The sequence below is a fragment of the Variovorax sp. P1_G12 genome, from assembly GCF_056405555.1.
The window spans coordinates 79,282-103,302 of the sequence record NZ_JBFUBW010000021.1 but is presented as its reverse complement, the minus strand read 5'-3'; the positions used below and the strand labels follow the sequence as shown (position 1 = coordinate 103,302).

27 protein-coding genes are annotated in these 24,021 nt (G+C 67.7%); 8 read left to right on the top strand and 19 right to left on the bottom strand.

Features of this window, described 5'->3' with window-relative positions; genetic code table 11:
- Positions 1–40 precede the first annotated feature (40 nt).
- Entirely contained in the window at positions 41–826 is a 786-nt protein-coding gene (locus tag AC1D2O_RS23140) for an SDR family oxidoreductase (protein ID WP_478085795.1), read from the bottom strand.
- A 102-nt stretch (positions 827–928) separates the two neighbouring features.
- Here AC1D2O_RS23140 and AC1D2O_RS23135 point away from each other — a divergent pair, with 102 nt between their 5' ends.
- Positions 929–1,825 carry a helix-turn-helix transcriptional regulator gene (locus tag AC1D2O_RS23135; protein ID WP_478085794.1) on the top strand — a complete coding sequence of 299 codons (897 nt, stop codon included), beginning with the start codon at positions 929–931 and terminating at the stop codon, positions 1,823–1,825.
- A 49-nt stretch (positions 1,826–1,874) separates the two neighbouring features.
- Here the strand turns inward: AC1D2O_RS23135 and AC1D2O_RS23130 are convergent, their stop codons facing one another.
- Together AC1D2O_RS23130 and otnK are read right to left on the bottom strand one after the other, a co-directional pair.
- On the bottom strand, positions 1,875–2,549 hold the full coding sequence (locus tag AC1D2O_RS23130; RefSeq protein ID WP_478157961.1) for a class II aldolase/adducin family protein: 675 nt from the start codon (positions 2,547–2,549) through the stop codon (positions 1,875–1,877).
- Positions 2,546–3,835 carry a 3-oxo-tetronate kinase gene (gene otnK, locus AC1D2O_RS23125; RefSeq protein WP_478085791.1) on the bottom strand — a complete coding sequence of 430 codons (1,290 nt, stop codon included), beginning with the start codon at positions 3,833–3,835 and terminating at the stop codon, positions 2,546–2,548. Before otnK ends, AC1D2O_RS23130 begins: the two co-directional genes overlap by 4 nt.
- A 144-nt stretch (positions 3,836–3,979) precedes the next feature.
- Here otnK and AC1D2O_RS23120 point away from each other — a divergent pair, with 144 nt between their 5' ends.
- The gene (locus AC1D2O_RS23120) at positions 3,980–4,303 is read left to right on the top strand and encodes a DUF1161 domain-containing protein (protein ID WP_478085790.1); all 324 of its coding nucleotides are present in this window, start codon (positions 3,980–3,982) and stop codon (positions 4,301–4,303) included.
- A gap of 25 nt (positions 4,304–4,328) precedes the next feature.
- On the opposite strand, the gene AC1D2O_RS23115 is transcribed toward AC1D2O_RS23120, so the two are convergent.
- Positions 4,329–4,877, bottom strand: coding sequence for a hypothetical protein (locus AC1D2O_RS23115; protein WP_478085789.1), 549 nt, complete (start codon positions 4,875–4,877; stop codon positions 4,329–4,331).
- An 84-nt stretch (positions 4,878–4,961) separates the two neighbouring features.
- Between AC1D2O_RS23115 and AC1D2O_RS23110 the strand changes: the two genes are divergently transcribed.
- Complete coding sequence (locus AC1D2O_RS23110) at positions 4,962–5,228, top strand: hypothetical protein (RefSeq protein WP_478085787.1); 267 nt, start codon at positions 4,962–4,964, stop codon at positions 5,226–5,228.
- 8 nt (positions 5,229–5,236) lie between these two features.
- Here the strand turns inward: AC1D2O_RS23110 and AC1D2O_RS23105 are convergent, their stop codons facing one another.
- From AC1D2O_RS23105 to AC1D2O_RS23065, 9 genes are read right to left on the bottom strand one after another with little or no spacing between them, the layout of a single operon-like run.
- A complete protein-coding gene (locus AC1D2O_RS23105) occupies positions 5,237–6,877 on the bottom strand; it encodes an AMP-binding protein (protein WP_478085786.1) in 1,641 nt (546 codons plus the stop codon).
- 16 nt (positions 6,878–6,893) lie between these two features.
- A complete protein-coding gene (locus tag AC1D2O_RS23100) occupies positions 6,894–7,598 on the bottom strand; it encodes an ABC transporter ATP-binding protein (RefSeq protein WP_478085785.1) in 705 nt (234 codons plus the stop codon).
- Positions 7,591–8,361 carry an ABC transporter ATP-binding protein gene (locus AC1D2O_RS23095; protein WP_478085784.1) on the bottom strand — a complete coding sequence of 257 codons (771 nt, stop codon included), beginning with the start codon at positions 8,359–8,361 and terminating at the stop codon, positions 7,591–7,593. Before AC1D2O_RS23095 ends, AC1D2O_RS23100 begins: the two co-directional genes overlap by 8 nt.
- Positions 8,358–9,350, bottom strand: a complete 993-nt coding sequence (locus AC1D2O_RS23090) for a branched-chain amino acid ABC transporter permease (protein WP_478085782.1) — start codon at positions 9,348–9,350, stop codon at positions 8,358–8,360. The genes AC1D2O_RS23095 and AC1D2O_RS23090 overlap by 4 nt, the downstream gene beginning before the upstream one ends.
- Positions 9,350–10,237 carry a branched-chain amino acid ABC transporter permease gene (locus AC1D2O_RS23085; RefSeq protein WP_478085781.1) on the bottom strand — a complete coding sequence of 296 codons (888 nt, stop codon included), beginning with the start codon at positions 10,235–10,237 and terminating at the stop codon, positions 9,350–9,352. The genes AC1D2O_RS23090 and AC1D2O_RS23085 overlap by 1 nt, the downstream gene beginning before the upstream one ends.
- 19 nt (positions 10,238–10,256) lie before the next feature.
- Entirely contained in the window at positions 10,257–11,513 is a 1,257-nt protein-coding gene (locus tag AC1D2O_RS23080; protein ID WP_478085779.1) for an ABC transporter substrate-binding protein, read from the bottom strand.
- 18 nt (positions 11,514–11,531) lie between these two features.
- Positions 11,532–12,326, bottom strand: a complete 795-nt coding sequence (locus AC1D2O_RS23075; protein WP_478085777.1) for an enoyl-CoA hydratase/isomerase family protein — start codon at positions 12,324–12,326, stop codon at positions 11,532–11,534.
- 11 nt (positions 12,327–12,337) lie between these two features.
- Positions 12,338–13,405, bottom strand: a complete 1,068-nt coding sequence (locus tag AC1D2O_RS23070; RefSeq protein ID WP_478085776.1) for an acyl-CoA dehydrogenase family protein — start codon at positions 13,403–13,405, stop codon at positions 12,338–12,340.
- On the bottom strand, positions 13,402–14,625 hold the full coding sequence (locus AC1D2O_RS23065) for an acyl-CoA dehydrogenase family protein (RefSeq protein ID WP_478085774.1): 1,224 nt from the start codon (positions 14,623–14,625) through the stop codon (positions 13,402–13,404). Before AC1D2O_RS23065 ends, AC1D2O_RS23070 begins: the two co-directional genes overlap by 4 nt.
- A 201-nt stretch (positions 14,626–14,826) precedes the next feature.
- Here AC1D2O_RS23065 and AC1D2O_RS23060 point away from each other — a divergent pair, with 201 nt between their 5' ends.
- The 5 genes from AC1D2O_RS23060 (at position 14,827) to AC1D2O_RS23040 (ending at position 18,086) form a co-directional block, all read left to right on the top strand.
- On the top strand, positions 14,827–15,504 hold the full coding sequence (locus tag AC1D2O_RS23060) for a TetR/AcrR family transcriptional regulator (protein ID WP_478085772.1): 678 nt from the start codon (positions 14,827–14,829) through the stop codon (positions 15,502–15,504).
- A 138-nt stretch (positions 15,505–15,642) separates the two neighbouring features.
- The gene (locus AC1D2O_RS23055) at positions 15,643–16,200 is read left to right on the top strand and encodes a cytochrome b (RefSeq protein WP_478085770.1); all 558 of its coding nucleotides are present in this window, start codon (positions 15,643–15,645) and stop codon (positions 16,198–16,200) included.
- Positions 16,197–16,757, top strand: coding sequence for a YceI family protein (locus AC1D2O_RS23050; RefSeq protein WP_478085768.1), 561 nt, complete (start codon positions 16,197–16,199; stop codon positions 16,755–16,757). Before AC1D2O_RS23055 ends, AC1D2O_RS23050 begins: the two co-directional genes overlap by 4 nt.
- Before the next feature lies 1 nt (position 16,758).
- Complete coding sequence (locus tag AC1D2O_RS23045) at positions 16,759–17,493, top strand: YceI family protein (protein ID WP_478085767.1); 735 nt, start codon at positions 16,759–16,761, stop codon at positions 17,491–17,493.
- A 5-nt stretch (positions 17,494–17,498) separates the two neighbouring features.
- Entirely contained in the window at positions 17,499–18,086 is a 588-nt protein-coding gene (locus AC1D2O_RS23040; protein WP_478085766.1) for an SRPBCC family protein, read from the top strand.
- Between the two features lie 11 nt (positions 18,087–18,097).
- Here AC1D2O_RS23040 and AC1D2O_RS23035 read toward each other — a convergent pair whose 3' ends face one another.
- The 6 genes from AC1D2O_RS23035 to AC1D2O_RS23010 form a co-directional block, all read right to left on the bottom strand.
- On the bottom strand, positions 18,098–18,628 hold the full coding sequence (locus AC1D2O_RS23035) for an H-NS family nucleoid-associated regulatory protein (RefSeq protein WP_478157960.1): 531 nt from the start codon (positions 18,626–18,628) through the stop codon (positions 18,098–18,100).
- A 327-nt stretch (positions 18,629–18,955) separates the two neighbouring features.
- The gene (locus AC1D2O_RS23030) at positions 18,956–19,885 is read right to left on the bottom strand and encodes a DNA-directed RNA polymerase subunit alpha C-terminal domain-containing protein (protein WP_478157959.1); all 930 of its coding nucleotides are present in this window, start codon (positions 19,883–19,885) and stop codon (positions 18,956–18,958) included.
- A 196-nt stretch (positions 19,886–20,081) separates the two neighbouring features.
- Entirely contained in the window at positions 20,082–21,053 is a 972-nt protein-coding gene (locus AC1D2O_RS23025; RefSeq protein WP_478085761.1) for a LysR family transcriptional regulator, read from the bottom strand.
- 147 nt (positions 21,054–21,200) lie between these two features.
- Entirely contained in the window at positions 21,201–21,728 is a 528-nt protein-coding gene (locus AC1D2O_RS23020; protein ID WP_478085759.1) for a hypothetical protein, read from the bottom strand.
- Positions 21,729–21,889: 161 nt separating this feature from the next.
- Complete coding sequence (locus AC1D2O_RS23015; protein ID WP_478085758.1) at positions 21,890–23,305, bottom strand: patatin-like phospholipase family protein; 1,416 nt, start codon at positions 23,303–23,305, stop codon at positions 21,890–21,892.
- 126 nt (positions 23,306–23,431) lie between these two features.
- Positions 23,432–24,019: a BRCT domain-containing protein gene (locus AC1D2O_RS23010; protein WP_478085756.1), complete on the bottom strand. Its 588-nt coding sequence runs from the start codon at positions 24,017–24,019 to the stop codon at positions 23,432–23,434.
- Positions 24,020–24,021: the final 2 nt, after the last annotated feature.

Here is a 24,021-nt window from a genome sequence, read left to right as displayed (position 1 = left end):
GACATGGTAAATCCCTTTACCCTCGTTCATCCGAGCGCAATCACGACGCGACCTCGCAGTCGCCAATCATGCCGGCGCACGCTGCGTTCCGCCCCACGAGCGCGACCGCGTCGGCACCGGCGGCATAGCGCAGCCGTGCAGAGGCATCGTTCACGGCATGCCATACGGCTTGCGCCACATCCGGTGCGGTCGTGACGGCCGCGGGCTGGCCCAGCGCGGCGAAGATCGACTGGGCATGGGACGCATAGGCATCCGGGATCAGCCCTTGCATTCGCTGCGCGCCATTCGCCGTGAACTGCGTCGTGGGCGCATATCCGGGCTCGATCAGCTTGACGCGGACGTTGAACGATTCCAGCTCGAAGGCCAGCGACGCAGTGAACCCTTCGATGGCCGTCTTGCTGGCGGTGTAGGCCGCCACCAGTGGCATGGGGGCCAGCGTGGCGCTCGAAGTCACGTTCACCACCAGGCCCGACCGGCGCGCGCGGAGCTGCGGCAAGACCGCCTGCGTCATCGCCATCGTGCCGAAGGTGTTGGTGTCGAAGATGTCGCGCACCGTCTCCATGGGCGTCGCCTCGAAGGCACCGAACAGACCCACCCCCGCGTTGTTCACCAGCACATCGATGGGCCCCGCGGCCTCCAGTGTCCGGGCGATGCTTTCAGGCCGGGTCACGTCCAGCGGCAGCATACGCAGCCGAGCCGACAGCGGCAAGAGATCGGCACGCGGGGTGCGCATCGTGGCGACGACGTTCCAGCCCTTGGCGTGGAAATGGCGAACGGTCTCCAGGCCGTAGCCGGAAGAGCAGCCCGTGATCAGGATGGTTTTCATGACGAGACTCCTTGGTTGCAGTGGAAGGTGGCCTCACGATATCGGGTCAAGTCCGGACTCACTACAATCTAAAGTCCGATTTTCTTTGGCAGGAGTCCGGACATGGTGGACCCACTCGCGGAGGTCATCACGTTGCTGCGACCGCGTGCAGTGTTCTCGAAGGTGATCAGCGGCGCCGGTTCCTGGGCTGTGCTCTACTCGGACTTTGGCCAGCCCAGTTTCTGCGCGATGCTGGAAGGCCGGTGCGTTCTGACCGTGGACAAGCAAGAGCCTGTGACCCTGGAGGCGGGCGACTTCGTGCTGATGCCGGCGACGCCCGGGTTCACGCTGTCGGGCATGGAGCCGGCGGTGCCGGTTTTCTTCGACCCCAAGCAGGCACCGACGCCAGAGGGCGAGTTGCGCCACGGCAGGCGCAAAGGCCCCCCGGATGTGCGCATGCTGGGCGGCTACTTCGAATTCGATTCACCCGACGCCGCGTTGCTGGTCTCACTGCTGCCAACCCTGCTGCATGTGCGAGGCATCGAGCGCCTGTCGATGCTGGTGAAATTGGTCAGGGAAGAGTGCATCGAAGCGCGACCTGGCCGCGACCTGGTGCTGGGGAGGCTCGTGGAGCTGCTGTTGGTCGAGGCGCTGCGCTCCCATACCCGTGACAGCGCCCCGGCCGGGCTCCTGCGTGGGTTGGCGGATGCCCGGGTGGCCGTTGGATTGCGGCTGATGCACAGCGCGCCTGCGCGCTCGTGGACGGTGGAGGCGCTTGCCAAGGAGGCCGCCCTGTCCCGATCCACCTTCTTCGAGCGATTCTCGCGTGCCGTGGGCGTGCCCCCGATGGAGTACTTGTTGGCCTGGCGCATGGCGCTGGCCAAGACCCTGCTCAGCCGCCATGGCGTCGCCATGACCGAAATCGCTGAAAAAGTCGGCTACAGCTCGGCCAGCACGTTCAGCACGGCGTTCAGCCGCCATGTCGGACAACCGCCCAGTCGCTACGCGCGTCATCCATAAGACGCGACCCCATCGTGACCCTCAGTGCGTGGACTGCGCGCACACCCGATTACCAACGAGCCCCGAAATTGCGCCGCAGCTCGTTGATCTCGGCCTCGCCGAGCCCATCGGGCGGATCCGCAGGCCCGTTCGCAAGCAGCCAGAGCCTGGCTGTTTCTTCGAGCTCCTCCAGCACCGCCATCGCCGCGGCGGGCGTGTCGTGCCAGACGTTGGGCCCCAGGCGCTCGAGCATCACGGCGCGGATCGGCGTGCCGGCGGCGCCATAGCGCTCGATGGCTTGGGCCACCAGCGCCGCCGCCTCGGGTGCGCCCGGGCGGTGGTAGCGGATCACGGGCACGTGGCCGACCTTCATCACGAAGTACGGTGTCAGGGCCGGCAGCAGTTCGTCGCCGGTCTCGCGCAGCGTGAGCGCCACGCAGTGCGTGCTGTGGGTGTGGATCACGCAGCGCGTGCCGGCATCGAAGCCGGCGGCCGCGCCGTAGATGCGTGCGTGCATCGCGATGGTCTTGCTGGCGCGGTCGCCGTGGGTCTGGCGCAGGCCGCTGTCGAGGCGCGCCAGCCTGGCCGGATCGAGGAAGCCGAGGCAGGCATCGGTGGGCGTGATCAGGAAACCGTCGTCGAGCCGCACGCTGATGTTGCCCGCGGTGGCGTGCACGTAGCCGCGCTCGAACAGGCTGCGGCCGATGCGGCAGATTTCCTCGCGGGCGCGATGCTCGTGCGTCACAGCAGCTCGAAGGCCTTGGTGAAGAAATCGTCGCTGCCGAAGTTGCCGGACTTGAGCGCGATGTGCAAGCCCGCGCCGCCGGCCGCCTCGCCGGCCGCATGGCACCAGGGCACGCCGGGGTCGATCTGGGCGCCGATCTGCAGCTGCGCGATGCCCAGCGCCTGCACGCAGGCGCCGGAGGTCTCGCCGCCCGCGACCACCAGCTGGCGCACGCCGCGCGCCACCAGCCCGCGCGCGATCGCGGCGATCGCGCGCTCGACCATCGCGCCCGCCTCCTCCACGCCCAGGCGGCCCTGCACCGCCTTCACGGCCGATGGGTCGGCGGTGGAATAGACCAGCACCGGGCCGCCGTCCAGCAGCGGCTCGGCCCAGGTCAGCGCCCGCCCGACGACGTCGATACCGGCCGCGAGCTGCAGCGGATCGACCGCCAGCGCCGGCCGGCCCGTTGCGATGAACGCCGCCACCTGGCGATTGGTGGCCAGCGAGCAGCTGCCCGACACCACCGCCCGGAGACCGGTCGGCGCCGGCAGCGCACTCGCGGTCGATGAGGGGGCGATGCCGAAATTCGCCGGCAGGCCGATCGCGACGCCCGAGCCGGCGGTCACCAGCGGCATGCCGGCCAGCGCGGGACCCAGGCGCAGCAGGTCGTCGTTGGACACCGCGTCGACGATCGCGATGCCCACGCCCTCGCTGCGCAACTGCGCGATGCGCGCGCGAATCGCCTCGGCGCCCTGCGCCACCGCGACGTGGTCGATCAGGCCGACCTTGCGCCGGCACTGCGCCTGCAGCACCCGCACCAAGTTGGCATCGGTCATCGGCGTGAGCGGATGGTTCTGCATGCCGCTCTCGTTGAGCAGCACCTCGCCCGCGAACAGGTAGCCCTTGAACACGGTGCGATTGTTGTCGGGGAAGGCCGGCGTGGCGATCGTGAAGTCGCAGTGCAGCGCGTCCATCAGCGCCTCGGCGACCGGGCCGATGTTGCCTGCGGGCGTGCTGTCGAACGTGGAGCAGTACTTGAAGTAGATCTGCCGCGCGCCCTGCGCCTGCAGCCAGTGCAGCGCCGCCAGCGATTGCGCCACGGCCTCGGCCGCGGGGACGGTGCGCGACTTCAGCGCCACCACGACGGCGTCGACCTCGGCGCCGAGCGGGCCTTCCGGCACCCCGATGGTCTGGACCACGCGCATGCCGGCGCGCACCAGGTTGTTGGCGAGGTCGGTGGCGCCGGTGAAATCGTCGGCGATGCAACCGAGGAGGATGGGATGGGCTGCGGGGGCGGGTGAGGTCACGGGGCGAGTTTACTGACAGGCCAGGATCGCCGCGCAAGCACGGCGACCGATGAACCGGCGCGCCTACCTTTCGCTACATCTGTGTCGAGCCCGTACGGCAGAAGCGCTGGCGGATCGCGTCGGCGCATGCGAGCATCGACGCCCATGATCAAACCCTGGCTGATTTGCTGTGCCTGGGCTCTCGCCGGCGCCGCCAGCGCCGCCGAGAGCTGCGAGGCCCTGCGCGCCGAGATCGAGGCGAAGATCGCCGCGGCGGGCGTGGCGCGCTTCACGGTCACCACGGTCGATGCCGCGGCGCCCGCGGATGGCCAAGTGGTGGGCAGTTGCGAGCTGGGCAGCCGGAAGATCGTCTACCAGCGCGACCGCGGCGCCGAGCCCGGGGCCGCTGCGCCACGCCCGCGCGGCGAACCCATCCTGACCGAATGCAAGGACGGCAGCGTGTCCGTTGGCGGTGATTGCCCCCGATAGCGGCGGCGCCGGCGCGGGATCACGTTCAGCGGCAGACCGTGGTCGTCCCCACCGGCCGGCAGGTCCTGCCGTCGAGGCTCTGGTAGCGTTCCAGCTGTCCGGAATGGTTGTACCGGTTGCCCTGCCTGTCCTCGCAACCGGCTTCATCGCAGCGGCGCACGCGCGGCCGCATGTCGCGCGGCGGCGGCGGCCGGCGATAGGCGCCCGGGACGGCGTAGCCATCGTCCGGCACCCAGGCATCGGCACCGCGATCGCTCCAGCGCGAATCGCCGGCCGGCTCGACACCGCTGCCGCTGTGGCCGCGCGAGTCGATGACGATGGGGCCTGCGGGTGCGGGCGGCAGGCGCGCGGCGGCCTCCGTCGGTTCGCGCTGCAATGGCCTTGCCCGGTCGGCGTCGACGACCGGATCGGCCGGCGGCGGGATCACCACGCGCCCCACGGGGCGGGCGCCTGCGGGACAGGCGCCGTCGGTGTAGCTGACATTGCCCGCGGCGTCCGCGCAGCGAACCACCTCGGCGCTGCAGACGGCGCCGAGCGTGATGGCCATCACAAGGACGAGAAACCGGGGACGCATGGTGCACTCATTGTGCCGTTCCTGGTCCGTGCGCGCTAACATGCTCGACCGAGCGAACCATTCCACAGAGAGAGCACAAGCCGCATGGCGAACGAGTCCAACCGACAGGCCGAATTGAAGAAAATGGTGCTTTGCGCCTCATGCGCCGGCATCCAGCGCAACTGGCGCCGCGCGCCCGGGCATGCGGAGCTGGTGCAGCTGTCCAGCCGCAAGGAAGAGCGCAGCGACGGCGACAGCGGCGGCCACACCGTCAACGTCACCAGCTACCGATGCGACGCCTGCGGCACGCGCTGGGAGTACGAGAACGACAAGACGAACCAGCAGGCGGGCTGGTCGGTCGTCGGGCAGTAGCGAGGCAGCTATGCTGCGGCCTTGGTCAACCGCTCTCGCACGTCGGCGCGCAGCAGGTCCTTCTTGACCTTGCCCGAGGCCGTCTTCGGAAAGTCGTCGACGAAGAACAAGCGCTCGGGGTACTTCTGCTTCGCCACGCCGGCCGCGTCGAGCAGCGCGGTGATATCGGCCGCCGTGACGCTCGCCCCCGGCTTCGCGATCACATAGGCGCACACCGTTTCGCCGAGCCGCGCGTGCGGCATCGCGACCACCGCCGCGTTCATCACGGCCGGGTGCTGGTGCAGCAGGTCTTCCACTTCCTTGGCGCTGATCTTTTCGCCGCCGCGATTGATCAGGTCCTTGATGCGGCCGGTGAACACCACCGCGTGGTCGGCCGTCACATAGCCGACGTCGCCGGTGCGGAAAAAGCCTTGGGCGTCGAAGGCCTCGGCCGAATGCTCGGGGTCGGCATAGCCGAGGAACAGCGACGGCCCGCGCGCGCAGATCTCGCCTTCCTGCCCCGTTTCGAGCGTATGGCCTTCGACGTCGACCACCCGGACTTCATAGTCGACGATCTCGCCGTCGGTCTCGGCGGCCAGGCGCTCCTGGCCCGGCGCGCAGAAGCCGAGCGTGATCATCGGCGCCTCGCTCGAGCCGTAGACGCGGAACGCGCGGCAGTTGGGCAGCACGCGCGCCACGCGGTAGATGATCTCGGGCGCCACCGCCGCGCCGCCGCAAGGAAAAAGGCGCAGCGACGGCAGGGCGAGGCCCTGTGACTCGGCCACGTCCATCAGTTCCTGAAGAAACGGCGTGGCACCGATGGTGAACGACACCTGCTCGCGTTCGATGATGGCGGCCGCAGCGGCCGCGTCCCACTTCTCCATCAGCACGCAGCGCGTACCGCCGTAGAACGGCATCTCCAGTGCGTGGCTGAAGCCGGTGACATGGGTGACGGGCGATGGCATCAGCGTCGTGTCGCCGGGCGCGATGCCCCAATGCCGCGCGCACATCAGCGTGGCGCGGATCAGCGAATTGTGCGAGTGCAGCACGGCCTTCGGGCGGCCCGTGGTGCCCGAGGTGTAGAGCACCAGCTTGACGGCATCCGGCGACACCGGTGGCAGCGCGGGCAGCGGTGGCGCCGTCGCGATCAGGTCCTGAAGATCGCAGCCCGTGCCCGGGGTGCCGCGCACCGTCCACACATGCCGCAATGCAGGCAGCGCCGGCTGCAGCCGGGCGAGCATGGCGGCGAAGTCGAAGCCGCGGAAGTTCTCCGCGATGAAGATGCCCTTGGTCCGGCTGTCGGACAGGATCTGCTCGACCTCACGGTCGCGGTAGATCGTGACGATCGGGCACACCACCAGCCCGAGCAGGCAGGCCGCAACGTCGATGAAAGCGGCCTCGTGCCAGTTGGGCGTCTGGAACGCGACGACATCGCCGGCGCGAAAGCCGTGCTGCCACAGGGCCGAGGCCAGCCGCCGGGCCTTGTCCCACACTTCGCCGGCCGTGACCTCGCGGCCGCCGCAAAGCTGCGTGACGCGTCCGGGTTCTGTCTGCGCCGCCTCGCGTACCGCGTCGGCGAGGGTGCGGTTGAGCCACTGGCCACCGGCCACCCATCGCGCGGCGCGCCCCTCGTCCCAATGAACGTTCCATCCGCTGATGTCTAGTCGCAAGTCGGTCTCCTGGTGCCTACACGGCGAGGTAGCGGGCCTTGAGTTCCGGCCGCGCATCGAAGGCCGGCCAGTCGCCCTGGAACACCAGCGCGCCGCTGTCGAGCAGGTACACGTACTCGGTGCACTGGCGCGCATAGGCGATGCTCTGTTCGGCCACCAGCACGGTGAGCCCGAGCTTCTCGCGTGCAGCGCGCACCTGGCGCGCCAGATCCTGCGCCACCTTCGGCGCCAGGCCCTCGGCCGGCTCGTCGAGCAACAGCAGCACCGGCGAGGCCATCAGTCCGCGCGCCACCGCCACCAGCTGCTGCTGACCGCCGGAGAGCTGATAGCCCAGGCGGTCGAGCAGATCCTTCAGAAGCGGAAACAGCGCGCACACGTGGTCGATGCTCATCGTGGGCCGCGCGTTGCCGACCGCATGCCAGGCCAGTTCGAGGTTCTGTCGCACGGTGAGCGTGGTGAAGATGCGCCGATCCTCGGGCACCAGTGCCAGCCCGAGCCGCGCACGCGCCTCGGTCGTCAGGCCGGCCAACGGCTTTCCATGGAGCCGGATCTCGCCGCTGGTTTGCGGTCCCGCATCGAGCAGCGATTTCATCAGCGTCGACTTGCCTGCGCCGTTGCGCCCCAGCAGCGCCACGCCGCCCTGCGCCGGCACGTCGATGTCGATGCCGAACAGCGCCCGGCTGTCTCCGTAGCGGGCGTGCAACTGGCGCACCTCAAGCATGGTCTTCTTCCCCGTCGCCGAGGTAGACCTCTTTGACCTTGTCGTTGGTGCGGATCTCTTCGGGTGTGCCCGAGGCGATGAGCTGCCCGTAGTGCAGCACCGAGATGCGATCGGCCAGGCCGAACACCACGGACATGTCGTGCTCGGTCATGAGCATCGAGAGGCTGCGCTTGCGCTTGACGGCCTTGAGCAACTCGACGGTGGCGTGGCGCTCGGCGGCCGACATGCCGGCGGTCGGCTCGTCCAGGAACAGCACGGCGGGCTCAAGCGCCAGCACCATCGCCATCTCGAGCCGCTTGCGGTCGCCGTAGGCCAGCATGCCCGAGATGCTGTCGCGCTGGGCGCCGAAGCCTGTGTCGTGGAGCAGCGTCTCGATGGCGCCGGGAAAGGCCTCCGCCTGCGCCTTCGGCACACGGCCGAGCGGATTGGCGCGGCGCACGCGCGCCTCGAGCGCGACCCGCAGGTTGTCCTGCACGCTGAGCCTGGGGAACACCTTGGCCACCTGGAAGGTGCGGCCGAAGCCCAGATGCACACGCTGGTGCGCGGACATGCGCGTGACGTCGCGGCTTCCGAAGCGCACGGCGCCACGGTCGGCGTACAACTCGCCGGTGAGCACCTTGAACAGCGTGGTCTTGCCGGCACCGTTCGGGCCGATCACCACATGCGACTCGCCGGTGCCGACGGTCAGACTCACGTCGCGCAGCACGCGAATGCGCCCGTACGATCGGTCGAGTGCAGTGGCTTCGAGCAGGGTCGGGTTCATCGCGGGCCCTCCCTGCGCGTCCAGCGCGCGAACAGACCGAGAATTCCGCCCGGCATCGACACCACCACGACCAGCAACAGCAGCCCGGTGACCATGTCCGACATGCCCGCCAGCGTGCGCGTGAGGTAGAACACCGCCGACAGCACCACCGCGCCCAGCGCAGGCCCCCAGAAATAGGCGCTGCCGCCGAGCAGCGTGTAGAGGATAGGGTTGGTGGAGTTCGACCAGTGCGCCAGATCCGGCGTGACGATCTGCGCCCAGGGCGCCACCAGCGCACCGGCCGCGGCCGTGGTGGCCCCGGCCAGCACGAAGACCACGAGGCGGTGCATGCGCACCGGAATGCCCAGGAACTCGGCACGCTCCGGGTCCTGCTTGACCGCCTGCAGCGCGCGGCCGAACGGCGTGTCGATGACGCAGCGGATGAACAGGATCAGGAGCGCACATACGGCCACGATGAAGTAGTAGAAATTGTCGCCCGCCGCCAGGTCGACCTGCCAGCCGCCGAAGCCCAGGCGCGGCCGCTGCAGCCCGGGCAGCCCGTCGTTGCGGCCGAGCAGCGCGGTGTTGGCGATCAGCAGGTGCAGCAACTCGGCGAACGCCAGCGTGAGGATCGCGAAGTACACGCCCTCGCTGCGCCGCAGCGCCACCACGCCGACGAGACCCGCGAGCACCGCGCCTGTCAGCGCCGACAACAGCAGCGCGGGAACGAAGGGCAGGCCCAGATGCTGCGTCAACACGGCCGCCGCATAGGCGCCGGCCGCGAAGAACATCGCCTGGCCGAAGCTCAGCACGCCCGATAGCCCGAACAGCAGGTTGAACGACAGGCCGAACACCGCGTTGATCCAGATCATGCCGGCAATGAACACCAGCCCGCGGTTCAGCAGGCCCGGCACGCAGCAAGCCAGGGCCATCACGCCCAGCAGGATCAGCAGGTCGCGGCGCAGTCCGCCGCCGATGAAGCTCGTGGTGGTGGTGGTGGTGCGCATCATCAGTGTTTCGCCTTGCCCATCAGGCCCTGGGGACGCAGCAGGAGGATCAGCGTCATCGCCACGAAGAACGGCAAGCCCGGCAGGCCCGGCAGGACCCACTGCCCGAACGCATCGATGCAGCCGAGCAGGATCGAGCCGAGGAACGCGCCGCTGATGCTCCCCATGCCGCCGATGATGATGACGCCGAAGGCCTGGATCACGAAGGCGCTGGCGAGCGTGGGCGACAGGGTCTGGTTCGAGACCAGCAGCCCGCCCGCGATGCCGGCCAACGCAAAGCCGAGCGCCACGGTCGCGGTGTAGACCAGCCGCACGTTGACGCCCAGCAGCCGTGCCATCCACGGGTCGGCCGCGATGGCCTTGACCAGCCGGCCGGGCTTGGTGCGGTTGAGGAAGTATTCGAGCGCCGCGTACACCACGACCCCCGCGCCGATGATGAAGAGAGACAGCTTGGGCAGCACCGCGTTGCCGAGCAGCCAGGCGCCGTCGAGCGAAGCCGGTGGCAGCACGCTGTGGTAGTTGAGGCCCCACACGAGCTTGGTCGAGCCTTCGCACACCAGCAGCAGTGCGTAGGTCGCGATCAGCACGTAGGCATCCTCCACGCCCGCCAGCCGCCGCAGCACCAGCCGGTCGACCACCAGACCCAGCAATGCGACGAGCACGCCGGCCACCAGCGAGCCGAACAGGTAGACCGCGATCGACGGCGCACCACCGATCGCGCCGGCCAGCGAATAGGCCATGTAGGCCCCGATCATGAAGAAGCCGCCGTGCGAGAAGTTCAGGATGTGCAGGGTGCCGAACACCAGCGTGAGCCCGGCCGCCACGAGAAACGTCGCCATGGCCCAAGTGAGGCTGTTGACCAGCAGGGTCGCGATATCGGCAGCTTGCATTGGCGCGCGCGCTGTCCGCTCAGGCGGTGCGAAGCGTGAGCTTCTTGCCGGGCGCGGGCGGGAAGATCACGGACTTGCCGTCGACCTTCACGTACTGCGTGACCTTGTAGCCCTTCTCGCCGGTGCCCGGCTCGATATACACCAGCTCCACGTCCTTGATCGCCTGGTTGTCCTCGGCGCGCATGGTGCGCGGGCCGGTGACGGTGTCCCAGGTCAGCCCCTTGAGGTTGGCGATCACGGCGGCGGTGTCGGTGGACTTGCCCTTCTCGATCGCCTGCTTGAGCGCATAGATGCTCGCATGCGCTTCCGCGGCCCAGCCCAGCGGCTCAGGGTCCTTGGTCTTGGCCAGGTAGTCGGCGACGAAACGGTCGCTCAGCGGGTTGCCCTTGTTGGCTTCGGCGTAGTAGTGCATGCCCGTCCATTGAGGTGGCAGCTGCGCCTTGAGGCCACGCGCCACCAGGAACTCGTTGGCCGCGTCGCACACCACCTTGTAGCGCTGCATCAGGCCGAAGCCGCGCGCCTGCTGGAACATCGTGATCGCGTCGCCGCCGTAGGTGCAGTTGAAGACGCCGTCAGCCTGCTGGCGCAAGGCCTGCGTGATCGAGTTGCGGTAGTCGGCCACGCCGTAGGGCATGAGGATCGGCTCGAGGATCTCGGGCTTCTTCTTCGCGATCGACGGATAGTATTCCAGCAGGCCGTCCACGAAGATGGCCCAGGTGGTGCGGCCGTATTCGTGATCGGGCACCAGGCCGGTCCAGCGCGTGATGTCGGGGTACTTCTGCGCCATCAGCTTGGCCTGCGCGCGGGTGCGCGCGTCGGGCGAGTCGCCCGGGCGGAACAGGTTGGGCGAGTAGTTCTCGTGATTCATCTTCTCCGTGCCGGCGCCACAGGTGACGAACACGCCGTTTTCCTGCTGCATCACCGGGCCGAGCGCGAGCACCACGGCGCTCGAGATGCCGCCGATATGCAGATTGATGCCGGCGCCGAGCAGCTCGCGGGCCGCGGCCAGCGCCGCCGCCGGATTCGCCTTGTCGTCACGGATCTCGAGCGCGACCTGGCGGCCCATGATGCCGCCGGACTTGTTGATCTGGTCGACCGCGATCTCGGCGCCATTCTTCACGTAGGAGCCGATGAACTCCTGCGGGCCGCTGAGCGGCGTGATCAGGCCGATCTTGAATGGGCCGCCCTGCGCGCGCACCAGGCCCGGCAGGCCGGTCGCGGCTGCGGCAGCCGCCGCGGAGTACTTGAGGATGCTTCTGCGATCGATGCGGTTCATGTTGTCTCCTTGAAAGATTCAGCGGCCGGTGAACACCGGCTTGCGGCGCTCGCGGAAAGCCTTGACTGCCTCGGCATGGTCGGCCGTGAGGTTCGACATGCATTCGTACGCCACGCCGGCGTCGAAATAGCTGTGGAACAGTTGGCGCAGCGGCAGATTGGTCGCGACCTTGCTCCAGCGGATGGCCTTGGTGGCGCCCGACACCAGCCGCTGCGCCATGCCGTCGACGGCGGCATCGAGCTCGGCACGCGGCACGACGTCGGTGATGAGGCCGATGCGCTCGGCTTCGGCCGCGAGCATGAGTTCGCCGGTCAGCAAGTACTTCTTGGCCTTGGCGTAGCCGACCAGTTGCGGCCAGATCAGCGCACCGCCATCGCCCGCCACCAGGCCCACGCTCACGTGCGGGTCGCCGATCTTGGCCTCGTCCGACGCGATGATGATGTCGCACAGCAGCGCGAGGCTGGCTCCGAGCCCGGTCGCATGGCCGTTGAGCTTGCAGATCAGCGGCTTCTCGAGGTCGAGCTGCGAGTAGACGATGTCCTTGGCTTCGCGCGCCGTCTTCTCGAACTCGTCGGGCTCGTCGACGGACAGCTGCATCCAGTCGATGTCGCCGCCGGCACAGAACGCGCTTCCGTTTCCCGTGAGCACGACGATGTCGGAATCCCGGTCGCGCTGCACGTCGGTGAACACGCGCGAGAGTTCGTGGTGCAGCCGCGCATTGACTGCATTGCGCTGTTCCGGTCGGTTCAGCACCATGGTCAGGATGCGGCCGTCGCGGCGGAACTCGATGCACTGGTAGGAAGCGAAATCCATGAACGTCCTCGTCAAATGGTGGCGGCCGGCGCGGCGGCCGCGAACGCCAGAAAGTGCTGCTCTGCCGAGCCCCAGAGCTGCTCGTTGACGCGTGCGCGGCGCAAGTAGTGACTGGCCGCGTACTCGTCGGTCACGCCGATACCCCCGTGCAGTTGCACCGCCTCCTGCGTCACGCGCCGGGCGCTTTCGCCGATCAGCGCCTTGGCGGCATGCACGTCGCGCGCTGCATCGGGGGCGCCGGCCTGGAGCGATTCGATGGCCTGGTCCAGCACGGCGCGGCTTTCGCCGAGCGCAACGTAAAGGTCGACGGCGCGATGCTGCAGCGCCTGGTAGGTGCCGAGCGGGTTGCCGAACTGACGCCGGGTCTTGAGGTAGTCGAGCGTGAGGTCGAAGGCGGCAGCCATCGCGCCATGCGAATCGGCGGCGGTGGCCAGGGCGGCGAGCCAGAGCGCGTGCCGCAGGTCGGCGGGATCGCCGGCGCCGAGCGGCGTGGCCTCGGCCGCTTCGAAGGTCACGGTGGCCGCACCCCGGCCGTCGAGCAATGGATACGTCCGGCGCGTCACGCCCGGAGCGTTCACGTCGACCAGCCAGAGGCGATCGCCGCTGCGCACCAGCATCTGCTCGGCGATGTCGGCATCGACCACGACCTGCTGGCGACCGTGCAGGCGCCCGGCTTCGACGCGCACCGCGTCGCCGGCCAGCAGGCAAGCAATTCGCAGCGCGCCGGCATGCAGGCGCGGCAACAGCGCATTGCGCTGCGCTGCGCTACCATGGCGCGCCACGAGGTACGGCGCGAGCACGCCGCTCGAAGTCAACGGCTCGGTGACGAGCGCCCGTCCAGCCGCTTCGGCCAGCAGGCAGATCGATGCGACGCGCAGGCCGAGGCCGCCCTCTTCCTCGGGCGTGGCCACGCTGAGCCAGCCCATGTCGGCCATGTCCTTCCAGACCGCGGCGTCGAAGCGGCGCTCGTCGCGCGTGAGCCGTTGCCGCACCTCGAAACGGTAGCGCTCGGCCGTGTAGCGGCTCGCCGCATCGTCGAGCGCGGCATCGGTTTCGTCGCGCCAGATCTTGGTCTTCACAGGCCCAGCTCCGCTTTGCTGATGATGTTGCGCTGGATCTCGTTCGATCCGCCGTAGATGGTCGAGGCCCGCCCATGCAGGTATTCGCGGATCGCGCCGCTCGCGTCGGCCGGGCCAACGGGCGACGCCGCGTGCGCGCCGTGCACGTCGGCCGGGTCGTACGCAATGGCGCTGCTGCCGAGCCAGTCGAGCGTGGCTTCGGATATCTGCTGCTGCAGTTCGGAGCCGCGGATCTTCATGATCGACGCTTCGACCCCGGGCGGCTGGCTGGGATCCATGCTGCGCGCATAGGCCAGGCAAAAGGCGCGCAGCGCGTGCAGTTTCAGCTCCATCTGCGCGAAGCGGCGATCGAAAGCCGCACGATCCACCACGCCGTCGCTCGGCGAACCGTCGACCAGCGCTTTCAGGTGCCCGAGCTGGCGCATCGATCGCCCGGTTTCGGCCGACAGGATGCGCTCGTTGCTGAGCAGGAACTTGGCATAGCTCCAGCCCTTGCCCTCCTCGCCGACGATGTTCTCGACCGGCACCCTGACTTCGTCGAGAAAGACTTCGTTGACGTGGTGGCAGCCGTCCATGGTCTTGATCTGCCGCACCGTGACGCCCGGCGTGCGCATGTCGATCAGCAGGAAGCTGATGCCCTGTTGCGGCCGCGACGCCTCGCCGGTGCGCACCAGGCAGAACATCCAGTCGGCCCATTGCACGTAGCTCGTCCAGGTCTTCTGGCCGGTCACGACGTAGTGGTCGCCCCGGCGCACCGCGCGGGTCTTGAGACCCGCCAGGTCGGAGCCGGCACCCGGCTCCGAATAGCCCTGCGCCCACCACTCCTCGGAGGCCAGGATCGGCGGCAGAAAGCGTGCTTTCTGGGCCGCCGAGCCGAAGGTGTAGATCACCGGTCCGACATAGTTGACGCCGAAGGGAATGAGCCAGGGCGCACCGCAACGCATGCTCTCTTCCTCGAACACGAAGCGTTGCAGCGGCGTCCAATCGGCACCGCCGTATTCACGCGGCCAGTGCCCCGCCACCCAGCCGCGACCGGCCAGCGAGCGGAGGAACTTCAGGTTGTCTTCCTTGGTGAGGAACAGGTTGCCGAGCACCTTCTCGCGCACGTCGTGCGGCAGTTCGCGCTCGCAGTAGTCGCGCACCTGGCGGCGAAATTCGTTCTCGGCCGCTCGGGCGTCAGGCGTCGCGGGGGCGGCATCGAGCAGGCGGTCCATGGTCATCGGGCTGGTGATTTGTGCCCCCCGAAAGGGAAGCAAATGAATTAAACTGAATAATGAGTCAGTGCTCAGTTTGATTCATTTTTCTGGCGAACGCGCTAGGTAGAAACGCGCAGACCGGAGACGCAGAGACGATCCGGTAGACTGAAAAAATGAGCTCGCGCGCCTGCATCCTGGCGCCGTGCGGCCCGCGAAAGGATTGGTTTGGCAACGGTTTCGACTCCCCCCCGAAAGACGCGCAAGGTGTCGGCCAGCGTGCAGCTCACGCGGGAAGAACGTGCGGCACGCACGCGTGAGCAGTTGCTCGTGTCCGCCGCGCGCGTCGTCGGCGAGTACGGCTACCGCGACGCATCGATCCAGCGCATCACCGCGGACGCCGGCATGGCGCAAGGCACCTTCTACTTGTACTTCGAATCGCGCCAGGCGCTGTTCGACGAACTGTTGCCGCATTTCGGCCTGCACATGCTCGAGCGGGTGCGCGAGCGTGCACACGGCGCCAAGGGCTTCTTCGAAGTCGAGGAGATCGGGGTGCGCGCAGTCTTCGAATACCTCCACGAGAACCCGTGGTTCTGGCGCGTGCTGAACGAAGCCGAGGTGGAAGCGCCTTCCGCGTGGGCCCTCCATCACCGCCAAGTCACGAAGAGGTACCTCAGGTTCCTCAAGCGGGCGCATGCGGAAGGCGAACTCTCCGCTTACAGGGAAGACGAACTCAGCACCCTGGTCTACTTGCTGATCGCGGCGCGGGACTACCTCTACATCAAGGCGCTGAGCGATACCAGCCGCGACGCGGCCATCCCCGATTCGGTGATCAAGACCTACATCCATTTCCTGCGGCACGGGCTCGGGCCAGGCAGCGCAAGCTCTCTGTCTCAGCGGAGCTGAAGTGGGCAAGGGCGGCCGGCAGTAGCCGACATGCGATTGGCGGCAGATACTCCGGTCGATGCACGACCCTGTTGCGCCGGATTTTCCGCAAAGAAACCCCCTGCGAGGACGGGCGTTCGCGCGCACCGCGGGATCTGCATGAAGGCATCGGACATCGAACCCTCCTGGAACGGGGTCGTGAAGTTCCTCCACTGGCTGATCGCGCTGCTGATCTTCACGCAGTTCGCGCTCGGCTGGCTGGCCGCGACCTGGCGGCTGTCGCCGACCAAGATCGATCTCTTCGTTTGGCACAAGTCCATCGGCATGCTGGTTCTGACCCTCGTGGTCCTGCGTCTCGTGTGGAGGCTGGCGACCCCTGCGCCGCCGCTTCCGGCCGGGATGCCGGCCTGGGAGCGGGCCGCGGCTCGCACGAGCCACGTGCTGCTCTACCTCGTCATGCTCGGCATGCCGCTCGCCGGCTGGGTCATCACCTCCGCCTCGGGCGTGCCGTTCAAGATCTTCTGGCGCCTTCCGCTGCCATCCATCACCGCGGTCGACAAGCAGGTCGCGGATGTCGCGTCGCTCGTGCATTTTTCGCTCGGCGTGCTGCTGGCCTTGCTCCTGCTGGTGCACATCGGCGCGGCGCTGCGCCATCACTTCATCCAGCGGGACAATGTGCTGATCCGCATGCTGCCTGCAAGGATTCTTCCAAAATGAAAAGACTCGCCGCTCTCGTCTCGCTGCTCGCCTGCGCAGCTTTTTTGCAGATCGCGCACGCGGCCGACTGGAAGATGGAGCCATCCGGCAGCCGCCTGGAGTTCGTCGCCTCCTTCGAGACCGTGCCGGCGCCGGGTGTGTTCAAGGACTTCGACGTCCGCGCCCGCTTCGATCCGCCGACTCCGGTCGGCGGTCGGCTCGATGTCACCATCAAAGTGGCCAGCGCAGACATGGCCAGCGCCGACATCAACAAGGCGATCGCCGGCCCCGAATGGTTCGATTTCGCCAAGTACCCGCAGGCGGAGTTCCGCGCCACCGACATCGCCCGTGTCGCGAATCGCTTCGTGGCGCACGGCACGCTCACGCTCAAGGGCGTGCAGCAGCCGGTCGAAGTGCCGTTCAGCTGGACGCCCGCCGGCGACGGCGCGACCCTGGACGGCGAGTTCGTGGTCAAGCGGGCGCCGTTCGGCATCGGCACCGGCGAATGGGTCGCGACCGACGTGATCGGCCCCGACGTGACCATCAAGTTCCGCGTGCGGCTGCGCAAGGACGGCTGAGGTGACCCGGCTGCACGCGGTGCAGTGCGCCGTTCTGCTCGCGCTGGTGGTGGCCGGGTGCGCGCAGCAGGGCCGCGAGCCGGTGCGGGAGCCGGATTCCGCGACAGCCCTGGCGCCCGAGATGTCTCTTCGCAAGGCCTACGAGGAGGCCGCGGCACAGGGACGTTCGGTCCATCGCGTGGACGCCGCGCAATCGCTGGTCGTGATCACGGTGCGACGCGGAGGATCGCTCGGGCACCTCGGCCACGATCACGTGGTGGCCAGCCATGCGGTTCAGGGATGGATCGCGCCGGACGCCGGCCGCGCCGATCTTTTCGTGCCGCTGGCGGAGCTCGTGGTCGACGAGCCGCTGCTTCGCGCCGAGGCGGGCCTGGACACCCAGCCAAGCGCATCCGACATCGCCGGCACGCGCGCCAACATGCTCGACAAGGTGCTCGAGACGCAGAGGTTTCCCTACGCCCTGATCCGCGTCGCCAGCGGCGACCGCACAGCCACCGGCGTGGGCCTGAATGTCACGATCACGCTGCGCGGCGTGACGCGCACCTTCGTGGTCCCGGCACGGGTCGAGGCCGGACCCGACACGATGGCAGTCGGTGGCTCGTTCGAGTTCAACCAGTCGGACTTCGGCATCGTGCCGTTTTCCATCCTCGGCGGCGCGGTGCAGGTTCAGGACCGGTTGAGCCTGCGCTTCAGGATCCGGTCGCGCCGTACCGTGCTGCCGGGTGATCTGGATTGACCGCCATGCCAGGCCGGACGATCGCCATCCTCCTGGCCCTGGCCCTGCTCCTGCTCGGGATGCCGGGCGCGCACGCCGAGGCGATGGCGCAGCAGCTCGACATCGCTGCCGAGAACCGGGGGGGCTTCATCGCAGTGACGGCTTCGGCGGACCTGGAGGTCGACCCGCGCACGGTGTGGGCGGTGATTTCGGACTACGACCATCTCGCCGAATTCATCCCGTTCATGCGCAGCTCGAAGGTGGTGCGGCGCGACGGCGACAAGCTGCAGGTCGACCTGGCCGGGGATTTGTCCTTCCTGTTCTTCAGCCAGCCGATCGAGGTGCGGCTGGAGGTGCTCGAGACACCTCAGCGGCGGATCGTCGCGCATGCCGTGAGCGGCAACCTCCGGGCCATGGAGGGCCGCTATGCGGTCGACTCGCTGCCGTCGGGCCTGGTGCGGCTGTCCTATGCGGGCGGCCTGACGCCGGCGTTCCCGGTGCCGCCGGTGATCGGCACCGTGATCGTGCGGATGGTCCTCGCGAGGCAGTTCCAGGCGCTGGTGACGGAGATTGTCCGCCGCGACACGGCCGAGCGCGGCGCGCCGGCGAAGTAGCCAGGCGCTCTTCAGCTCATCAGCTCATCCAGCGTCTTGCCGCCGGCGATGGCCTCCTTCATCCAGCGCGGTCGCGGGCCGCGGCCGGTCCATGAGTTCCCGGCACCATCGCGATACAGCACCGTCGACGGCCGGCGCTTGGCGGTCTTGGTCTTCGCCGCCGCGCCGATCACTTTGGCGGGTGCGCCGGGCGTCGCGAGGAACTCGTCGAGAGCCCGGCCGCCAGCGATCGCCTCGCGCAGCCAACGCGGACGCGGGCCGCGTCCAGACCAGGACTGCCCATTGCCGTTGCTGTACTTGTGCTTCGTGGCGGCCGCAGGCTTGCCGAATTGCCTCGCCTTCTTGGACGGCTTGGCCCTGGTCACGGCCTGGCCCGGCGCGGGTCCGTCGGCCAAGCCGAGTTGCCGAGCCGTCAAGCCATAGTGTTCGATGGCGACCTTGATGCGCGAAACGACGCCCGCCACTTCCTTCTGCCGCAGCGCGTCGGCAGCCTTTTGGAGCTTCGCGATCTTGTTCTGGAGTTGGGAATAGGTTTGAGTCATGAGTTGAATTCGTCGTCCATTCGGGAGTGGTAGCTTAACGACCTTCCTCTCCCAGAGTAAGTCCGCACTCATCGCCTCATCTGGTGAAGACCCTCGGCCGACCCCATCTCATCGCGTGATCGTGACAAACGTCGCGCAGCGTGTGGCGCTTGCCGCCGACCGATGGAGACGTCGCCCCTTCGGCGATCCAAGAAGCGGATGCATTTTGATACCTTGAAAAGCAACAAAGCGCATCAGATCATTGGGCGTGTCCCGGGGCTTCAACGGACTTCCGGGAGGCCAGAGGCCGGGGCACGCCGATCGCCCCGGCCACCGGACGGCACGGTGTCAGTCGGACATCGCCCGGCCGTGAATGGCCGGGTCCATGCGCGAACCCGCGCCGTACAGGCCGCGCCAGCGCGAAACCACCTGGTCGAGCTTGGCCACGCCCGGTTCGGAGGTCGACGCGGCGACACGGGGTGCGAACACGAATTGCCTGGGCTCATCGCTGCCGGACTGGCCGGGCAGAGGCGCGCGCACCACTTTCAGGCCATCGATGTGCGCCTCGGTCCAGAACACTTCCTTCCAAGGCGTGCCGGGCGGAAAGCCGGACGCCCAGTCGGTGCGCCCCTTGACCCAGACGCCGCAGACCGTGCCCAGCCGCCCCCTCCACGCTGGCGGACAGACAAAGATACCGACGTCGCCAGGCTTGAGCTTCATCAGCTGCGAGGGGTAGGCATACAGACCCATCCAGTCCATGCTCTCGCTCAAGTCGCGCGCCTGGCGCGCTTGTTCACTCAGCCGCTCTCGGACCTCGACGAACCGTGGCTTCGCGGCCTCTTCGGACTTCCTGAAGCCGACCCCGGTCGACGGTGCCCACTCGGCGCCGCGGCGCTGGCCCTGCAGCGCGGTGGCATTCGGCAGAAAGTCGAGGCCCACGCGGGCCAGCGCTTCGCGCAGACGGCCCACGGTCTTGGCACCGATCGCCTCCTCTTTCAGCAAGTCCTCTTCGCTGATCGCGGAGAGGTCGTCGATGCAGAAGATGCTGAGGTTCTTGAGGGCCTCCCGGGCGCCCACGCGCATCGAGATCTCATCGATCGGCGTCTCGCGACTGAGCTGGTCGGGCATGCTGAAGCGCTGGGCACCCCGGGGGCGCCAGTCGAACGATGGAAAGCTGAACGGCGAGCCCGGCGGGATCAGCTGCTCGCGCAGCGCAGACGCGTGCTGGCGCTTGGCCTCATGGATGGCGGTTCGCAGGGCGCCGAGGCAGGCCAGCATTTCGGCGTCGGGAAGTTGGGCGAGGTCATCAACGGATCGTATCGTTCGTGACATAAAGGAGGAGCTACCAATACATGCGTCCGAAGTCCGGTCGCGCCGATCCTCGGGATCCTTGCGGGCCGAATCAACGGCAAAGCTCAAGTATTGAGAGTCCACGGCGCCTTGTCCATGCTGCGCAGGGATGTGCTCTATGCACTTATCGAATAAAAGTGTCTGTGAGTAACATGTCGGTCCCCTGCCGGCTCGGGTCGAGGCTTTGCATCACCTGGTCGCGAAACCAGATGTGGGCGCTGTGACGGTGGGTGCGATCGTGCCAGGAGATGTGGACCTCGAACTCCGGCACGTCCATCGGCAGCGCCAGTTCGGCGAGCCCGAAGCGATCGCGAAAACGCGACGCCAGCGACAGGGGCAGAAGCGCCACCATGTCCGTTTTCTCCAACAGATGCGAAGCGGTGATGTAGTTCGGCGTGACGAAGCGGCGGTTGCGCTCCAGGCCCTGGGCCTCGAGCGCAACGTCGACCGCCTCGCCGAAGGTGTGGGTGGTGTTCGGCATGATCACCAGGTGGTCGAGCGCGGCGAACGCCGCCGGTGACAGCGCCCGGCCGATCGCCCGGTGGCCCGCGCGCGCCACGCCGACGATGCGATCTCGAAAGAGCAGCCGGTGGCGCAGCTCGCGCATGTTGCTCGGCAGGATGCCGACCGCGAAATCCACTTCGCCGGACTCCAGCACCTTGCTGAACTCCGAGGGATGGACCGGATGCCGGACCGACATCGCGATCCCCGGGAAGCGGCTGCCGAGATGCTGGACAAGTCGGTCCATGAACAGACACTCCAGATAGTCGGTCGCGATCATCCGGAACTGGTAGCGCGTACGGTACGGGTCGAAGGCGACCGCGTTGCCCAGCAGTTCGCTCATCTCTCCGAGGATGCGCTCGGCGAACTCGCGCAGCTGGAGCGCCTTGGCGGTCGGAATGAGCCGGCTGCCGCCTTTCACGAGAATGGGATCGCCCGTGATCGCGCGCAGCTGGCTCATGGCGCGGCTCATGGCCGGCTGGCTGACCGACAACGCGTCCGCGGCGCGCGACACATGCGAGTGATCGACCAACGCCACCAGGCATTTCAAAAGGTAGAAGTTGAGTTCGCCGCCGTAGTTCTTTTTCTGCCGCATGGATCCGGTACACCTTCGAAAGATGGCATCGGCATACTATGTCCAATTCCCGGCACCCGGCACCCGGACCCGGTGCATCCATGACGTAGATCAATACCGGACGATCGAGCGCCCGATCGGCGAAGCCGGATGGCCTCGCGCCCGAGATCAGAAGCTGGCCTGGATCGTGGCGCCACCCTGGATCTGGCATTCGCCGGTGCCGCCGCCCGACATGCCCTGCTGGGGCCGCAGCATGTGCAGCCGGCAGCGCATCACGCCGCCCTGCGGGCTCTTCAGGTTGGCGATCACCTTGCCGCTGTAGACCGTGGCGAACTGGACCGAGTCGAAGCCCGGCATCATGCCCATGCCGCCCATCCCCGCGACGCTGCCGTAGCCCCAGTAGGACCAGTCGGACCAACCCACCGGCCAGCCGCCGCCCCACATCGGGTCCATGGCCTCGCTGCGGGTCTGCTGAGTGATCTGCAGGAAGGGGCCCTGGTAGGTGGCATTGGGCAGCGTGGCGGTCATGGTGCCGGTGATGCCGCCGTCGGTGCTCTTCCACGAGAACAGCACCGGCTTGTCGGGCTGGCCCTTCTGCACGATCTCGCCGCCTCCCATGCCGGTGGTGGTGCAGCCGCCGAGCAGCAATGCGGCGGCCGCCAGCGCGCCAGCGAACGAACTCTTGAACTTGAGCATGGGGTCATCTCCTCATCAGCGAAAGTCGGGCCGAAGCGATTGTTCCGCAGCGCCATTCAAAAGTCATCCATTGAAGCGATCGCCCAAGCCATCTTCGGCAAGGACACCACCGGCTACCGGCACGCGGGGCTTCGTCGGTCACGCCCACCCACATCCACGCATCAAGGTTGCGCGACCAGGCGACCGCCCACATCCTTCAGCAACCGCTTGAACTCGGGTGAATCCGAGATGATCGTGCCCGCCGCGGTGCGCAGGCGATCGACCGCCTCGTCCGGCAAGACGAAGCTGGTCGGCTGCCGGTTCAGGTAATCCAGTTCCGCCTTGTCCTTCAGCGCGGGGAACGACACGTCGATCGCGTAGATCTCGGCGTCCGGCCCCCGTATCGCTGCCGCCAACGCCGGGTCCTTGTTGTCCGCCATCGCCGCCGAATTCCGGATCTTGCGCATCGTGTTCCACCGGGCCGCCATGTCCTTCAGCAGTTCGACGGCCTCGAACGAATAGCGATCGATCGGAACGCCGCTCGACTTGAGCAGGATCTGCACGTTACCGGGCGGCGACTCCGATGCGTCCCATTGGGTCGGCGGCACGGAGAGCGAATTGACAATGAAGACGATGATCCGTTTCGCGCTGTCGAGCTTGGTCGGCATGCCGGCTTCCTGCATCGCCTCCAGGACCTCCAGCGCATCGAGCACGCCGCGCATGCCGACGTTGTCCGAAACCCCACCGTCCACCAGGTGCAGGTAGGGTCGCCTGGCGCCGTCGCCGAACTCGTTCAGCGACCTGAGCGAGCGGATCGCCCGTGCGGCCGGACGCGGTGGATTGTCGGTGTCGAGGAAGCGCTTCACCCACGGAGGCTGGGCCATGTTGCAGGTGCCGCCGTAGTTGTTGAGCGTGATCGGCGAGAGCACCACCGGCACCGCCGAAGAGGCCGCCGCCGCGCGCGACAGCGGCACGGCGTTCAAGTCCGAGCACAGGACGTCGAAGACGCCCTGCTGGAAGACCAGGCGGGCGCCGCTCGAAATGTCGGTCGCCGATGCCAGGATCAGCGGCCCGTTGCCGCGGTTCAGGTCACCGAAGGTGGCGTTGTTGAAGAGGAGCTCGTCGTAAAGCTCCGACGCCAGTTCGGAGCGCCCCCACCCCTGCGACGACAGCCTGGCCCAGTTGCCCGGGCTCAGCGACCGGGACACGATCGCGCCCTGGACGTCGCGTTTGAGAAAGCGCTGCTCGTAGTCGTCGAACAGCTTGTCGCCGTAGAGGCCGTAGGCCAACGCGGTGAAGCTGCCGCCCGATACGCCGGTGATAATGTCGACCTGATCGAGCAGACGGCCCTTTCCCTTCGGCGTGACGATCTCGGTGCGCCGAAGATACTCGAGGACGCCGTACGAAAACGCGGCGGCGCGCGTGCCGCCGCCCGAGAAGGCAAGGATGACCAGCGCATCCTTGTCCTTGACCTCCGCCTGGCGCGTCTCGAAGCGGTAGCCACTGCTGGCGTCGACCTGGGCGAGCGGCGGATTGAGCGGACGCGTGGCGCATCCGCCGAGCAGCAGCAGGGAGGCCGCAAATCCCCATCGGGCCAAGCGAAGTCCCTCTCGCAGGCGTTGAAAAGGCATCGTCATACAGGGTTCCGTCGGTAGATCGGTGGGTGGTCCATGAATCGTCAGCAGTGGCCCTTGGAACGAAGGGCGTTCGCGGCGAGACCCCGGTCAGGGTGTCGCTCTCCCCGCGAAGCATTCGAGCCAGCGTCGCTCCGAGATGATCGCGATGGCGTGGCCTGCCTGCTGCAGAGCCAGCGCGTCCTTGATCGTCTGCCCAAGGGGTGTTTGCGTCCAGTTCGGCGAGACCTTGGACCCGATGACGAGGTAGCGGACGTTCCGGCTGACGGCTGCTGCCGGCCACCCGCCGGCGCGTTCCAGAAGTCGCTCGCAGGCTGCCTTTGTTCCATGGAGGAACTCGCCCGCCAGACAGACCAGCGAGTCGCGCAGCGTGACCTCGATGGCGTTGTCCAAAGGAAGCGCGAATTCGGCCACGCCGTCCCGATCATCGAAAGCGAATTCCCCCGAAGCCAATTGCTTGAGCGTGGTCATCAGGTAGGCGCGCTCGTCCTCGCTCACATGGCCGTCCGCCAGGACCGTTTCGATGGCGCCGCTGACCGCATGGCCAGGCCACACTTGCGCGACCTCGGTGTGCTCGGCAAGCCACACCTTGAGGAACTCGATCTCCAGGTCGTGAAGATGACCATCCGCGACCATGGCCTCCACAATGCCCAGGAGCTGTTCGATGGCTTGTCGCATGG

Bases quoted from the DNA above. Each gene is read 5' to 3' on its own strand.
- AC1D2O_RS23140 (WP_478085795.1), bottom strand. From the start codon at position 826: ATGAAAACCATCCTGATCACGGGCTGCTCTTCCGGCTACGGCCTGGAG.
- AC1D2O_RS23135 (WP_478085794.1), top strand. From the start codon at position 929: ATGGTGGACCCACTCGCGGAGGTCATCACGTTGCTGCGACCGCGTGCA.
- AC1D2O_RS23120 (WP_478085790.1), top strand. From the start codon at position 3,980: ATGATCAAACCCTGGCTGATTTGCTGTGCCTGGGCTCTCGCCGGCGCC.
- AC1D2O_RS23115 (WP_478085789.1), bottom strand. From the start codon at position 4,877: ATGCGTCCCCGGTTTCTCGTCCTTGTGATGGCCATCACGCTCGGCGCC.
- AC1D2O_RS23110 (WP_478085787.1), top strand. From the start codon at position 4,962: ATGGCGAACGAGTCCAACCGACAGGCCGAATTGAAGAAAATGGTGCTT.
- AC1D2O_RS23100 (WP_478085785.1), bottom strand. From the start codon at position 7,598: ATGCTTGAGGTGCGCCAGTTGCACGCCCGCTACGGAGACAGCCGGGCG.
- AC1D2O_RS23095 (WP_478085784.1), bottom strand. From the start codon at position 8,361: ATGAACCCGACCCTGCTCGAAGCCACTGCACTCGACCGATCGTACGGG.
- AC1D2O_RS23090 (WP_478085782.1), bottom strand. From the start codon at position 9,350: ATGATGCGCACCACCACCACCACCACGAGCTTCATCGGCGGCGGACTG.
- AC1D2O_RS23085 (WP_478085781.1), bottom strand. From the start codon at position 10,237: ATGCAAGCTGCCGATATCGCGACCCTGCTGGTCAACAGCCTCACTTGG.
- AC1D2O_RS23080 (WP_478085779.1), bottom strand. From the start codon at position 11,513: ATGAACCGCATCGATCGCAGAAGCATCCTCAAGTACTCCGCGGCGGCT.
- AC1D2O_RS23075 (WP_478085777.1), bottom strand. From the start codon at position 12,326: ATGGATTTCGCTTCCTACCAGTGCATCGAGTTCCGCCGCGACGGCCGC.
- AC1D2O_RS23065 (WP_478085774.1), bottom strand. From the start codon at position 14,625: ATGACCATGGACCGCCTGCTCGATGCCGCCCCCGCGACGCCTGACGCC.
- AC1D2O_RS23055 (WP_478085770.1), top strand. From the start codon at position 15,643: ATGAAGGCATCGGACATCGAACCCTCCTGGAACGGGGTCGTGAAGTTC.
- AC1D2O_RS23050 (WP_478085768.1), top strand. From the start codon at position 16,197: ATGAAAAGACTCGCCGCTCTCGTCTCGCTGCTCGCCTGCGCAGCTTTT.
- AC1D2O_RS23040 (WP_478085766.1), top strand. From the start codon at position 17,499: ATGCCAGGCCGGACGATCGCCATCCTCCTGGCCCTGGCCCTGCTCCTG.
- AC1D2O_RS23035 (WP_478157960.1), bottom strand. From the start codon at position 18,628: ATGACTCAAACCTATTCCCAACTCCAGAACAAGATCGCGAAGCTCCAA.
- AC1D2O_RS23030 (WP_478157959.1), bottom strand. From the start codon at position 19,885: ATGCTGGCCTGCCTCGGCGCCCTGCGAACCGCCATCCATGAGGCCAAG.
- AC1D2O_RS23025 (WP_478085761.1), bottom strand. From the start codon at position 21,053: ATGCGGCAGAAAAAGAACTACGGCGGCGAACTCAACTTCTACCTTTTG.
- AC1D2O_RS23020 (WP_478085759.1), bottom strand. From the start codon at position 21,728: ATGCTCAAGTTCAAGAGTTCGTTCGCTGGCGCGCTGGCGGCCGCCGCA.
- AC1D2O_RS23010 (WP_478085756.1), bottom strand. From the start codon at position 24,019: ATGCGACAAGCCATCGAACAGCTCCTGGGCATTGTGGAGGCCATGGTC.